Below are 13732 nucleotides of genomic sequence, written 5' to 3' on the forward strand. Positions count from 1 at the left end.
GCCTTAATGACTCCCTTGCCCGCACCTTTGCGCTGGCTCTACTCCCTGGAATGGCGCCGGGGCTTTTTCGACTGGGCGCGCAGCGACGGCGTGACCTGGGTCTACATCTTCAAGGTGTTGATTGCCGCATTCCTGACCCTGTGGCTGGCGATGCGCCTGGAACTGCCGCAACCGCGCACGGCGATGATCACCGTGTTCATCGTCATGCAGCCGCAGAGCGGTCAGGTGTTCGCCAAGAGCTTCTACCGTTTCCTCGGCACCCTGGCTGGGTCGGCGATGATGGTCACGCTGATTTCGCTGTTCGCCCAGAACACTGAACTGTTCCTTGGCTCGCTGGCGATCTGGGTCGGTATCTGCTCGGCCGGCGCCGCCCGTTGCCGCAACTTCCGCGCCTACGGTTTTGTGCTGGCCGGGTATACGGCGGCGATGGTCGGCCTGCCGGCGCTCGCCCATCCCGATGGCGCGTTCATGGCAGCGGTGTGGCGGGTGTTGGAGATTTCGCTGGGGATTCTCTGCTCGACGCTGGTCAGCGCCGCGATCCTGCCGCAAACCGCCAGCGCGGCGATGCGCAACGCCTTGTATCAGCGCTTCGGCGTGTTCGCCCTGTTCGTCACCGACGGCTTGCGCGGGCGCAGCAAGCCGGAGTCGTTTGAGGCCAGCAACGTGCGCTTTATCGCCGAAGCGGTGGGGCTGGAAGGGCTGCGCAGCGTGACCGTGTTCGAAGACCCGCACATGCGTCGGCGCAACGGTCGCCTCAGTCGCCTGAACAGCGAGTTCATGGGCGTCACCACCCGTTTCAACGCCTTGCATCAGTTGCTCGAACGCTTGCGCCGCAACGGTGCCGATCATGTGGAAGCGGCGATCAAACCGGGTCTGCAGGATCTGGCCGAAGTACTCGACGGTTTCAGCGGTCGCGCCCTGACCAGCCCGGATGCGGCGCGTCTGGTGCTGGCGCTGACGGCTTACAAGGAAGGCTTGCCGACGCGGGTGCGCAGTCTGCGGGCGGCCTTCCAGGAGAGCGATCCGAGCGACGCCGAGCTGCTGGATTTCCACACGGCGTATGAACTGCTTTATCGCTTCGTCGATGACCTGCACAGTTATGCACAGACCCACGCTTCGCTGGCCGATCACAGCCACGAACGCGAGCGCTGGGACGAGCCGTTCACCCCGCAGACCAGTTGGTGGGCCGCAGCGGCTTCGGGGATTCGTGCCGCGTTCATTCTGGTCGTGCTCGGCAGTTACTGGGTCGCCACCGCGTGGCCGAGCGGCGCGACCATGACCCTGATCGCTGCCGCCACCGTGGGCCTTTCCGCCGCCACGCCGAACCCGAAACGCATGGCGTTTCAAATGGCGTGCGGCACGTTCCTCGGGGCGCTGATCGGCTTCGTCGAAATGTTTTTCATCTTCCCGTGGATCGATGGTTTCCCGCTGCTGTGCGTGATGCTTGCGCCGGTGATCGTGCTCGGCTCGTTCCTCACTTCGCGGCCGCAATACGCCGGTGTCGGTCTTGGCTTGCTGATCTTTTTCAGCACCGGTTCGGTGCCGGACAACCTGACCATCTACAACCCCTACACCTTCATCAACGACTACATCGCCATGGTCATGGGCATGCTGGTCTGCGCGGCGGCGGGGGCGATCATTCTGCCGCCGAACAGCCGCTGGTTGTGGCAGCGTCTGGAACAGGATTTGCGCGGGCAAGTGGTGTACGCGATCAGCGGCAAACTCAAGGGGTTGGCGTCGAGTTTCGAAAGCCGTACCCGCGACTTGATGCATCAGGCTTACGGTCTGGCGGCCGGTCAGCCGCTGGTGCAGAAAAACCTGCTGCGCTGGATGTTCGTGGTGCTGGAAGTCGGCCACGCGATCATCGAGCTGCGCAAGGAACAGGCGATCCTGCCGGTGCATCCGGCCTATGCCGAATCGCAGCCATGGCGCCAGGCAATCCGGGTCATGGGGCGCTCGCTGGTGCGCCTGTTCCTGCAACCGAATTCGAGCAATCTGGAACGTGCGCTGGTGGCGGTCGATCACGCGATCAGCCGGGTTGCCGCCACTGACGAACCGTTCGCGCCGCACTTCGATACCTCGGCCCTGCGGCGGGTGAAAAGCTACCTGCATTTCATCCGCACCTCATTGCTCGACCCGCAATCGCCCCTTGCTGCCTACGCCATCGCCAAGCCCGAAGGACTTGCCCATGCCTCGTGAAATCGCCTTCCACGGCGTGTACATGCCGACCATGACCCTGATGTTTTTCATCGCCGCGGCACTGGCCTGGGCGCTGGACCGGTTCCTCTCGGGGTTCGATCTGTACCGCTTCTTCTGGCACCCGGCGCTGCTGCGCCTGAGCCTGTTTACCTGTCTGTTCGGCGCGATGGCGCTGACTGTCTACCGTTGAGTCTGAGAATTGTCCCGATGAAAAAGTTTTTCAGCCTGCTCGCGACCCTGCTGGTGCTGGCCCTGGCGCTGTGGATCGGCCGCACGTTGTGGGAGCACTACATGAACACCCCGTGGACCCGCGACGGTCGGGTGCGCGCCGACATCATCAACGTCGCCGCCGACGTCACCGGTGAAGTGGTGGATGTGCCGGTACGCGACAATCAGTTGGTGAAGAAAGGTGATCTGCTGATGCAGATCGACCCCGAGCATTACCGCCTCGCGGTGAAACAGGCGCAGTCACTGGTGGCTTCGCGCAAGGCCACCTGGGAGATGCGCAAGGTCAACGCCCATCGCCGCGCCGACCTCGACAATCTGGTGATCTCCAAGGAAAACCGCGACGACGCCAGCAACATCGCCGACTCCGCACTGGCCGATTACCAACAGGCCCAGGCGCAACTGGAAGCCGCTGAACTCAACCTCAAACGCACCGAAGTGCGGGCGGCGGTGGACGGCTACGTGACCAACCTCAACGTTCATCGCGGCGACTACGCCCGTATCGGCGAAGCGAAAATGGCCGTGGTCGACATGAATTCTTTTTGGGTCTACGGATTTTTCGAAGAAACCAAACTGCCTCACGTGCGGGTCGGTGATAAAGCTGACATGCAGCTGATGAGCGGCGAAGTCCTTAAGGGCCACGTGGAGAGCATTTCCCGCGGCATCTACGACCGTGACAACCCGGAAAGCCGCGAGCTGATCGCCGACGTGAACCCGACGTTCAACTGGGTGCGCCTGGCGCAACGGGTGCCGGTGCGGATTCACATCGATGAAGTGCCGGAGGGTGTGCTGCTGGCGGCGGGGATTACCTGCACCGTTGTTGTGAAACAGGAAACTGTCGAGTAATTCGTTGGCGAGGGGGCAGGCTCCCTCGCCATGACCGGGCGGTGTCAGTCTTGGTAAAACGTCTCATGCAGATGCCGCCAGATCACCCGTCCGGATTCGGTTTTTTCAAACACCACGGTTGAACGCCGATCCGTGTGCAATCCACTTGCGTCGGTCTGCTGCTCGCGGTAACTCACCGTTGCACCGTGTTCATGCAAGGCAATCCCTTGAAGCTCGTCGAGTTCGATCCTGAACCCGCTCTTCTTCCCGCCCGCCATTTGAAACAGCGCACGCAACGCCTCGAAATCCAGCACACGTCCCAGCGGCGTCACCATGGAAAACCGTGGCGAAAAACGTGTCAGCAATCGTTCCAGCGCAGCTTCTTCTTCCTCCACCGCAAACCATCGTTCGATGGCCTCGTGGGCCTGGATCACTTCGTCAAAGTAGTCGGTGTAGTCAGTCATGTGGATGTTTCCTGAAGGGGAGGTGAGTTCAGCAGGGCGAGCACTTTCGTGGAGTCAAAACGCAGCACGGCGACCATCGGCAACAGCGTCAGCAACGCGGCGGCGAGAAAGCAGTATTTGAAACCGTTGGGGCCCAGTGCGCCCAGCAATGAGCTGAGCAGCGCCGCGCCGAGGCAGAAACCGAGCTGACGGTTGATGTTCCACAGGGCGCTGGAGTGGCCCATTTTGTCTGGCGTGATGCCGACAAACGCCAGGGTCTGCGCGGTGACGCTGCACAGACTGCCGCCCAGTCCCATCAGGGCATAGGCAAGGATCAACGGGCTGCTGGCGGGTTGGTCGATCTGCATCAGCACGACAATGCCCAGGCATTGCAGCAGCATCCCGGCGATCAGCAACGGCTTGGGGCCGATCCGGTTGAAGCTGCGTTTGCCCAACATGATCGCCACGCCTGAAGCCGCCGCCCAGGACAGCATCAGCGCTCCGGTGTGTGCTGCACCGAAACCGAGATCGTGCAGATACAACACGGCGATCATGTTGGTGCCGGTAAAGATGCCGGGCACGAACAGATAGATCAGCATCGCCAGGCGTAACGAGGGGTTCTTGATGAGTTGCAGGTCAAGGACCGCCCCGGGTTTGTCCCAGCCATCACGCAGGTATATCCACAGGGTTATGGCGCTGAGCAAAAGGACACCGCCCGCGAGTCGACGGGTTTCGGGGGCGCTCGCCAGACTGACGGCCATCAACAACAGACTCAGGGTCGACACGGCCAACAGAAGGCCACGTGCGTCCAGTGCCGGGCGTTCGCTCGTTATTTGATCCGCTTTCAACCAGAGCAGGCCCAATCCGAAAGCCAAGAGGGCCACCGGCAGGTTCAGGTAGAAAATCCAGCGCCACGACAACGCTTCTACGATCAAACCGCCCGCCGCCGGTGACAGGGCCGGCACCATCAGCGCTACCAGCAAAACCACACCGGTGAAATGCGCGCGCTGTGTCGCTGGAAACTCTCGATAAGCCAGCGCCTGACCGACCGGCAGCAACAACCCGCCACCCAGCCCTTGCAGCAGTCGCCAGCCGATCAGGCTTTCAATCGAACTCGCCTGAGCGACGAGCCCGGAGGCGATCCCGAACATCAGCAACGAACCGAGGATCAGCCGCCGCTCGCCGATCCTTACCGCCAGCCACACGCTCATCGGAATGATCAGCGTCAGCCCGAGCATGTAGGCGTTGGTGATCCACGCCAGTTGCGTCACCGAGGCCTGCAATTGCGCGGCAATGTCCGGGTAGGCAATGCTGGCGGCGAACATGTTCAGCAGGTCGAGGGCGAACCCCAACAGATACACCAGCGCGACTTTCGAGCGATAGGCCATGGCAGCTTCCCTGTGATGAAGCGTGCAGGGTAGGGCGCTGGCGGCGATAGAAATACGCTGGTTTGGCTGCTAGTTTGTCAAAATTATTTTGACAGTGAGCGTAGGGAACATGGTCAGTCTGGATCGATTCGATACCTTCAAAGCCGTGGTCGAGGCTGGCTCGCTGACCGCCGCCGCCGATACGCTGGGGCAGACACGGGCGGTAGTGAGCTTCAACCTCAAGCGGTTGGAAGAAGAGCTGGGCGTCACCTTGCTCACTCGCAACACTCGGCAACTGGCCCTGACCGATGCTGGTGAGCGTTTTTACCGACGCTGTCTGCGCACGCTGGACGAAGCGCGGCTGGCCATCGAGGAAGCACGTTCGGAGCACTCGCAGCTCAAGGGCACATTGCGCATCACCACGACCGTGGAGTTCGCGCTGGCTCAAGTGGTGCCGGCGCTGGAAGTGTTTCGACAACAGCAGCCGCAACTGAACATTCACTTGTCCACGTCCTCGACCCACGCCGATCTGATCTCCGAACGCTTTGACATGGCGATCCGCCTGGGACGCATGCACGACTCCAATCTTCGCGCGGTGCGGTTGTCGACGTTCGAAGTGTTTGCCGTGGCGGCGCCGGGGTTGGTTGAGCGATTTTCGCCGGTCAACACGCTGGCGGTGCTGGAGTCGATGCCAACGCTGGGACATGGGCGTGTGCCGGAAATGACGGTCAACGACCCGGCCGGCACCGAGCATATCTACCAGCCAAAACCGGGAACCACCGCTATCGTCGCCGACAATTCCGCGACCCTGCGTGCGTTTGCACTGACCGGGCAAGGCGTGGCGATTCTGCCGCAGTGGTTGATTCAGGAAGACCTGGACGCCGGGCGGTTACAGCGCTTGTTGCCGGATTTCCGCTTCGCCCAACAAGGCGTGTATGCGCTGTATCCGGACACCCGGCACCTGCCGCTGAAGGTGCGGGCGTTCATTGATTTCATGAAAGGGTGGGGCTGACTCGATCTCAGAGTTGCCCACGCAAGCCGAAGCGCTTCATCAACGTCGATTCCAACAACCCTTTCGGCAACAGCGTCGCCAGCAACGGCAACGCCCGGCTGCCATTGCCGATGCGGATCAGCCGTGGCGGCTTGCTTTGCTGCACAGCCTTGAGCAACTCGGCGGCAAAGTCGCTGGCCGGCGTTGGTTTGTCCTGGGACGCCTTGGCCCGCGCCCGGATGCCTTCGCGCAGTGGAAACCACGGCGATTGTTCGTTGATCAGTTGTTCGGCTTCATGCCCGGCATTCTTGGCGAAGCTCGATTGAATCGCCCCCGGCTGCACTTCCATCACGCGAATCCCGAACGGCGCCAGTTCCATGCGTAAAGCGTCGCTCAGCGCATGCACCGCCGCTTTCGACGCGCAATACGCGCCGGCAAATGGCGTCACCAGCACCCCGGAAACACTGCCGACATTCACCACCAATCCCTTGGCCCGGCGCAGCACCGGGAACAGCGCACGGGTCACGCCGACAACTGAAAACACGTTGGTCTCGAACTGGCGCTGCATGGCCGGAACACCGCCGTCGAGCAGCGGCCCCATGGCGCCGTAACCGGCATTGTTGATGAGCACGTCGAGGCCGCCGTGTTGCTGATTGATTCGCTCGGCGAGTTGTTCCAGCGCGACGTTGTCATTGACGTCGAGCTGCACCGCCGTGAACCCGGCAGCTGCGAGTGCCGCGACATCTTCAGCCTTGCGTGCACTGGCCCAGACCTCGTAGCCGGCGCTTTTGAAGGCATCGGCGAGGGCGCGGCCGATGCCGCTGGAACAACCGGTAATCAACGCAAGGGGCATGGCGCATTCCTTGTGCAAAAGAGTGGGGAGGGGATCAGTCGGAGAAACTACCCTGCAATCGCTCGGCGCGAAACTCCAGAGTTTGCGGGCGATAACCGGGACGCAGCGGCGGCATCGGCAAGCAGTCTTCCCAGTTGCCACCGGCCTGCAGTTCGCCGGGGCCGCGATAGCGTGGGGCGGCGTATTGATTGTCGGCCAGATTCACCGTGTCGCCCGGCGCGTACGCTGCGATGCGCCAGCGCAGTTCGGTCAAAGGCACGTCGTTGCCGTTGTTCATCTTCAATTGCAGCGGACGGTCCGCCGGGCATTTCTCAGGTGCGTACGTGATGCGCAACTCAAGCCGCGCCAGTTGTTTTATCTCGCGGTTGTCCAGCCACACCACCCACATCGCCACCAGCCCGAGGCCGACCGCGGCCGCCATGGACACCGGCAAGGCCTTGGCCGGATAGCGCAACAGCAGGATCAGCCAGGTGATGACCAGCAAGACACCGATGAACATGTCGCGAAACCTCGTGGGCAGGGAAGGTTCATCCTACCTAAGCCTGGACGAGGTTGGCGAAAAAAAAAGCCCCCGCCCAGCCTGCTGCGGATAGGGGACGCAGCGGGCTGGACGGGGGCTTTTAATTACAGAGCGATCACTGCGCGATGGTTTTCACCGACACGCCGCGTTCGATCGGGGTCGAGCGACCGTAGATATCTTCGAAGCGCTCGATATCGTCTTCACCCAGGTACGAACCCGACTGCACTTCGATGATTTCCAGCGGGATCTTGCCCGGATTGCGCAGGCGATGGACCGAGGCGATCGGGATGTAGGTCGACTGGTTTTCAGTGAGCAGAAACACGTTCTCGTCGCAGGTCACTTCGGCGGTGCCGCTGACCACGATCCAGTGTTCGGCGCGGTGGTGGTGCATCTGCAGCGACAGGCATGCGCCCGGTTTGACCGAGATGTGCTTGACCTGGAAGCGGCCGCCCATGTCCACCGAGTCGTAAGAGCCCCACGGACGGTAGACCTCGCAGTGGTTCTGGGTTTCGCTGCGGCCCTGCTCGTTGAGGGTGTTGACCATCTGCTTGACGCCTTGGACCTTGTCCTTGTGGGCAATCATCATGGCGTCCTTGGTTTCGACCACGACGATGTTTTCCAGACCGATCACCGACACCAGTTTGCCGTTGCCGTGGATCATGCAGTTCTTGCTGTCCTGGATGACCACATCGCCTTTGCTGACGTTGCCATTGGCGTCCTTCTCGTTGACTTCCCACAGCGACGACCAGCAACCGACATCGCTCCAGCCGGCAGTCAGCGGCACCACGCAGGCGCGCTGGGTTTTTTCCATCACGGAATAGTCGATGGAGTTGTCCGGGCAGCAGGCGAAGGTGGCTTCGTCGAGGGTGATGGTGTCCGGGTCCTGAGTGCTGCGCTCGAGGGTCAGCAGGCAGGTGTCGTAGATGTCCGGATCGTGTTTTTTCAGCTCTTCGAGGAAGCGGCTGGCGCGAAACAGGAACATGCCGCTGTTCCAGTAGTAACCGCCGGACTCGACGTATTCGGTGGCGCGTTTGACGTCGGGTTTTTCCACGAAGTGCGAGACGCGGCTGACGCCTTCCGGCAACAGCGAATCGCCAGTGGACTTGATGTAGCCGTAACCGGTTTCCGGTTTGGTGGCGGGCACGCCGAACAGCACCATCTCGCCGTTTTCTGCCGCCACGGTGGCCAGGGCCAGCGCACGTTGCAGGGCTTTCTGGTCTTCGAGAACGTGGTCGGCCGGCAGTACCAGCATCAATTCGTCGCGACCTTCATTGACCAGCATCATCGCGGTGAGCGCCACGGCCGGTGCGGTGTTGCGACCGAACGGTTCCATCAGGATCCGCTGGGTTTCGAGATTGAGGTTGGCCAACTGTTCGTTGACGATAAAGCGGTGATCCTTGTTGCAGACCACGATCGGGGTGTCCATGCCTTCGAACACCAGACGCTCGAGGGTTTGCTGGAACAGCGTGTGTTCGCCGGTAAGAGCGAGGAATTGCTTGGGAAACTGCTTGCGCGAAAGCGGCCAAAGACGTGAACCGCTACCACCTGACAAGATCACCGGAATCATATTGTTTACTCCATAAAGTCGATTGGGTCAGAGCCACGAACGTTGTGTCGTTTCACTCTTGTTGTTATTCCGTACCGGGCAGCGACGGCTGCCCGGTTTCATGTGCTTAGCGGGTCGATACCGGGCGTTTCACCCAGACCGGCGACAGGTTGCTGCCGTTGCCGGTGACGTACAGCACCGCGGCTTCACCGCGCTCCAGGGCGACCGGTTTCACGTCGCCGACTTTCGTTGCGCCGTCGTACAGCGCCAGGCTGACTTTCACCGGGTTGATTTCACGTTCGCCACGGCCCTTGGCGGCCACGTTCGGCACCACATCAGTCTTGCCGTCGGCGGTCTTCAGGGTCAGCGGCTTGTCGCTGAGGTTCTGCACGCGCACCAGGGATTTCTGTTTGTTCTTGAACGGCGGTTCTTCGATCAGTTGCGGCGCGCCGGAGGCGTTGTTGACCAGGGTGTAGTAATGGTCACCGGCGAGTTTCACCGGCAGGGTCTGGCTGCCGACCTTGGCGCTGTAGTCGCCGCCCGGCATGAAACTGAAGTCGCTGCTGGCCAGCGGCGCGACGTCGCTCAGATTGGTGCTGCCAATGGTGGCGCTGACTTCAGCGTTGCTGGCGTTGTAGATGCGTACGAAGGTCGAGCCTTTCGGTGCGGTCGGGCCGTAGAGCGCAGCGTCGCCACCGGCGAACGCCTGGACCGACAGCACGCTCAGACCCGCAACCAGAGCAATGCGTTTGGCGAGACGACGAGGAGTTGTAGTGAAAGTCATGGTGTACCTCTCTTTCAGTTTTGCGCCCGATCGGGCGTCTCGGATTTAGTGTTTATTGCTACGTTTTGTTGGCGCGCGCCGGCTTGTTTAAGCTCTGCGACCCACTGCGGGTCGGCGTCGCCGATTTCGTTGTTCACAGGCAGATATCGTTCAGGAAACTCCCAGATCAGCACCTGTGGCGGGCTGTTCTTGAAGTCATCGCTTTTCAGGTAGCTGAGCATCGGCAGGATCGGGCCGTGGCCGTCTTCGGCGTAGTTGACGACGTCGCTGTGCAGCGCTTGCTTGAGCGCACCGACGAAGTTCCAGTTGGGGTTGGCGCTGTAGCTGGTGCCGATCAGCGCGACTGGCACTTCACTGTTGGCGAAAAGGGCATCGTCACCGGCAGGCTGCTCGGTGGCGGCCACGGTGTTGCGCTTTTGCAGCGGCTCTTTGGCCGGCATCAGGTTTTCGAACAGCGGATCCAGCGGGAGGAACAGACGCAGGTCGCCCTTGTGCGTGACCTTCTCCGTCGGGGTAGTGACGAAGCGCTGCGGCTCGCCGCTGAGCGGGAACTTGTCGGCGATGGTCTTGGCCAGGGTGTTGGCGGCGATTTCCGCGCCTTCCGGGGTCCAGTGGGTGTCCGTGCGCAAGAACACTTGCTGACCGTTCTGCTTGGCTTTTTGCAGCGGACCGAGCAGGTCGGGGGCGAGGATCTTGTCCGCCGCGACACGGGCATGGAAGTCCTGATACAGGTTGGCGTGGATGCTCGCCGGTTTCACTTCACCCAAGTGTTCCGGGTACAGGCGGACCTTGGCCGGGACGATCGCCATCACCAGTTTCACGCCTTTCTCTTTCAGGGTCTGGCGCACGCCTTCGACCAGCGCATAGTTGCCTTGAAGGTTCAGCTCTTCGTTGACGATCGGGTTGAATTCCTCATCGCTGTACAACCACTGATCGCGACCGAGCACCACGCCCGGACGACCTTCGTTGAACAGTTTGAAATCCAGCGCGGCCCAAAGATTGGTGCCCAGGCGCTTGATCGGGAATTCATCGTCGTAGTGGGTTTCCACGGCTTTGGTCCAGCGGCCGTTGAGCACCGTCGCATCGGCGTTGGTGCTGAAGCCGAAGAAGCTGCGCACCGACCACAGACCAAGCACCAGCAGGGTCACCAGAAACAGCGCGATATAGAAGATGCGTAATGAGCGGGTCATGTCAGATCCCTCAGAACTGGAAGTAAAGGAACGGCGAGAAGCTTTGCGCCGAGAGTTTGAGAATCGAGGCGATGAACAGCAGCAGGATCAGCCCGCGCATCACGTAGCGCGACCAGTCCGCCGTCCGGTACGCCGGTTGCACCTGGGCGTCGACGCCGACGGTGTAGCCAGGCTCGTGGATGTTCGCCGGGTTTTCGCCAGGCGCTGCCTTGATCAGGCCCGGTTGCGCACCGGCAGGGCCGTCGCTTTCGATGTTGACCGCAGGTTTGGTCTTTACCGGAGGCTGGTTGGTGTACAGATCACGCAGGCCGAAGAACGCCAGCGTCACGTAAGCCACCACCAGAGTTGCGACTTGCAGACCGGTGAGGCTGGCCTGGTTGAGTTCCGACAGCGACCAGTCGCCGAAGCTGAACATGGCGCCGTACATGCGACCGGCAACGTGCAGGTTTTCTGCGCGGAAGATCACCCAGCCCATGACCACCAGCAGGAAAGTCAGCGCCCAGCGGATCGGGTTAAGGCTGCGCGGCGAAGTGTTGAGACCGAGCATTTTCTCGATCGCCAGCCACATGCCGTGCCACGCACCCCAGACGATGTAGGTGATGTTCGCGCCGTGCCACAGACCACCGAGCAGCATGGTCAGGAACAGGTTGCGATAGGTCATCAGCGTACCTTTGCGATTGCCGCCGAGGGTGATGTAGAGGTAGTCACGCAGCCAGGTCGACAAGCTGATGTGCCAGCGGCGCCAGAACTCGGTGATCGACTGGCTGATGTACGGCTGCTTGAAGTTTTCCATGAAGCGGAAACCCATCATCAGGCCCAGGCCGATGGCCATGTCGCTGTAACCGGAGAAGTCGAAATACAGCTGCGCGGTGTAGGCCAACGCGCCGAGCCAGGCATCGCCCGTGGTCGGGTTCTGTAGGGCGAAGCAATGGTCGGCGACCACGGCCAGGGTGTCGGCGATGAACACCTTCTTGATGAAACCCTGCATGAACCGCGTGCAGCCCTCGGAGAATTTGTCGAGGGTGTGGGTGCGGTTGTTGAACTGGTCTGCCAGGTCACGGAAACGCAGCACGGGACCGGCGATCAGGTGCGGGAAGATCGCCACGAACGCTGCGAAGTCGATCAGGTTGCGGGTGGCCGGGGTGTCGCCACGGTAGACGTCGATGATGTAGCTGATCGACTCGAAGATGTAGAACGAGATCCCGATCGGCAACAGCACGTGGGTCAGGATGAACGGCTCGAGACCGAACGAGGTCATGATCGCGTTGATGCTGTCCACGCCGAAGTTGGCGTACTTGAAGTAGCCGAGGATGCACAGGTCCACCGCCACGCCGAGCAGCAGCCAGCGCTGGGCCGGTTTGGTGCGCACACCGGCGGCGCCGACTTTCAGGCCGATCCAGTAGTTCCACAGCGTGACACCGGCGAACAGCGCCAGGAAGTCCACCCGCCACCACGCGTAGAACACGTAGCTGGCGATCAGCAGCAGCAGGTTGCGATAGCGTTGCCCGCTCAGGTAGTACAAGCCGAGAAAGATCGGCAAGAACAGAAACAGGAACACGTTGGATGAAAATACCATCCCGATCTCTCCATGTTTGAACCAACAGTCAAGGGCCAAAGCCCCCCCAACCCCCCCGTGGAATTGGAGGGGTGAAACGATCAGCGATCAACTGCCCTTGTTGCCCTTCTCATGGGAGGGGTCGTAGACCTTGGTCAGATCTCCACCGAGGCGGAAGGTCTTGAACGGCTGCATGCCGTGCTTCTTCTCCAGCACATCCGGCGAACAGGTGTAGAGCGTGCAGAACGGCTCAAGCCAGGCGAATTTCATGTCCTCTTTCAAATCGGTCATGTCCTGTTTCTTGCCGTTCTTTGCTTCGAACTGATCCGGGTCTTTCACCCCGGCCAGCACCCGGTCACCCAGGCGTTTCAGCGCGCCATTGTTTTCCTGACGCAGATCCACACCATTGACCTGGGCGAAACTGGCAATCATCGCCAGCGGCGGCAGGGCGTAGTTGTGGTAGGCGAGGGCGCGTTGCTGGCGCTTGAGTTCGTTCGGCAGGTAGCCGTCGGCGTCGATCTGATTGGCGCCGACCTTGTATTCCTTGACCGCCCAGTCGAACAGGTCGCGGCGGTTGGTAGCGATGGACGTCGCCATTACCGACCAGGCGGCCCAGTACGAGTGGTTGTTGGTTTTTTCCAGCGGCAGGTTGTCCCAGTCGCTGACCACCTGATCGGCCAATTTGCTGAACCAGGCCTCGATCAACTGCGCTTCCTGCTGGTGCTGGGCCAGCGGATGGGAGTTGGAGAACTTCAGGCGAATGTACGACGAGGCCATGCTGCCCAGCGCCCATTTGCGCATCGACTTGCCGGTGTGGTTGAAGTCCTTCGACATCAATGCATCCGCCCGGGCCCAATTAACCAGCCAGTTCAGTGTGCAATCGAGCTGTTCCGGGCGACCGTCGCGCATGAACTGCATGACGCGCTTGGCGGTGCCGCGCTCCAGGGTGGTGATGTCTTTGGTGGTGTCGCGGAAGGCTTTTTCCGACTGCACGTTCAGCGTCGCGCGGGCCTTGTCCGAGCCTTCGTACTTGCTGCGAAATTGCAGCGGCCCGGTGTACGGCGTCGGCATCGCGTCGCAGCCTTCGCTCTTGTCGCCGGTCTTGAATTTATCCACGGCGGCGAAGTAGCCCTGAGGCGGACGCAGTGGCGCGGCGGCCTGAGTGGCCCCGGCGAATATCGCCAAGGTCAGCAGGGATGGCGCAAGCAGATGTTTGATCGTTCGGTTTCGCATG

At 61.3% G+C, this 13732-nt stretch carries 13 protein-coding genes; 4 read left to right on the forward strand and 9 right to left on the reverse strand.

Going from position 1 to position 13732, the window contains the following annotated elements:
* Positions 1-6 precede the first annotated feature (6 nt).
* From CAF87_RS08120 to CAF87_RS08130, 3 genes are read left to right on the forward strand one after another with little or no spacing between them, the layout of a single operon-like run.
* The gene (locus CAF87_RS08120) at positions 7-2199 is read left to right on the forward strand and encodes an FUSC family protein (protein ID WP_085729685.1); all 2193 of its coding nucleotides are present in this window, start codon (positions 7-9) and stop codon (positions 2197-2199) included.
* A complete protein-coding gene (locus CAF87_RS08125) occupies positions 2189-2389 on the forward strand; it encodes a DUF1656 domain-containing protein (protein ID WP_015096751.1) in 201 nt (66 codons plus the stop codon). The genes CAF87_RS08120 and CAF87_RS08125 overlap by 11 nt, the downstream gene beginning before the upstream one ends.
* Positions 2390-2406: 17 nt before the next feature.
* Complete coding sequence (locus CAF87_RS08130; protein WP_085729686.1) at positions 2407-3270, forward strand: HlyD family secretion protein; 864 nt, start codon at positions 2407-2409, stop codon at positions 3268-3270.
* Positions 3271-3314: 44 nt separating this feature from the next.
* On the opposite strand, the gene CAF87_RS08135 is transcribed toward CAF87_RS08130, so the two are convergent.
* Positions 3315-3713 (reverse strand): DUF4440 domain-containing protein, encoded by a 399-nt coding sequence (locus tag CAF87_RS08135; protein ID WP_085729687.1) that lies wholly within the window; start codon positions 3711-3713, stop codon positions 3315-3317.
* On the reverse strand, positions 3710-5080 hold the full coding sequence (locus CAF87_RS08140) for an MFS transporter (RefSeq protein WP_085729688.1): 1371 nt from the start codon (positions 5078-5080) through the stop codon (positions 3710-3712). Before CAF87_RS08140 ends, CAF87_RS08135 begins: the two co-directional genes overlap by 4 nt.
* Before the next feature lie 109 nt (positions 5081-5189).
* Here CAF87_RS08140 and CAF87_RS08145 point away from each other — a divergent pair, with 109 nt between their 5' ends.
* Positions 5190-6071: a LysR family transcriptional regulator gene (locus CAF87_RS08145; protein ID WP_085729689.1), complete on the forward strand. Its 882-nt coding sequence runs from the start codon at positions 5190-5192 to the stop codon at positions 6069-6071.
* A gap of 7 nt (positions 6072-6078) precedes the next feature.
* On the opposite strand, the gene CAF87_RS08150 is transcribed toward CAF87_RS08145, so the two are convergent.
* The 7 genes from CAF87_RS08150 to CAF87_RS08180 form a co-directional block, all read right to left on the reverse strand.
* Complete coding sequence (locus CAF87_RS08150) at positions 6079-6903, reverse strand: SDR family oxidoreductase (protein ID WP_085729690.1); 825 nt, start codon at positions 6901-6903, stop codon at positions 6079-6081.
* A gap of 34 nt (positions 6904-6937) precedes the next feature.
* Positions 6938-7402 (reverse strand): multidrug transporter, encoded by a 465-nt coding sequence (locus CAF87_RS08155; protein WP_085729691.1) that lies wholly within the window; start codon positions 7400-7402, stop codon positions 6938-6940.
* A 136-nt stretch (positions 7403-7538) separates the two neighbouring features.
* Positions 7539-8990 carry a mannose-1-phosphate guanylyltransferase/mannose-6-phosphate isomerase gene (locus CAF87_RS08160; protein WP_085729692.1) on the reverse strand — a complete coding sequence of 484 codons (1452 nt, stop codon included), beginning with the start codon at positions 8988-8990 and terminating at the stop codon, positions 7539-7541.
* A 106-nt stretch (positions 8991-9096) separates the two neighbouring features.
* Entirely contained in the window at positions 9097-9753 is a 657-nt protein-coding gene (locus tag CAF87_RS08165) for an alginate O-acetyltransferase AlgF (RefSeq protein WP_085729693.1), read from the reverse strand.
* A gap of 14 nt (positions 9754-9767) precedes the next feature.
* Entirely contained in the window at positions 9768-10943 is a 1176-nt protein-coding gene (locus CAF87_RS08170; protein WP_085729694.1) for an alginate O-acetyltransferase, read from the reverse strand.
* A gap of 10 nt (positions 10944-10953) precedes the next feature.
* Positions 10954-12519, reverse strand: a complete 1566-nt coding sequence (locus CAF87_RS08175; protein ID WP_085729695.1) for an MBOAT family protein — start codon at positions 12517-12519, stop codon at positions 10954-10956.
* A gap of 87 nt (positions 12520-12606) precedes the next feature.
* Positions 12607-13731, reverse strand: coding sequence for a mannuronate-specific alginate lyase (locus tag CAF87_RS08180; RefSeq protein WP_085729696.1), 1125 nt, complete (start codon positions 13729-13731; stop codon positions 12607-12609).
* Between the last annotated feature and the right edge of the window lies 1 nt (position 13732).

The organism is Pseudomonas sp. R38(2017) (assembly GCF_002112395.1).
In the GTDB taxonomy this organism is placed as follows: domain Bacteria; phylum Pseudomonadota; class Gammaproteobacteria; order Pseudomonadales; family Pseudomonadaceae; genus Aquipseudomonas.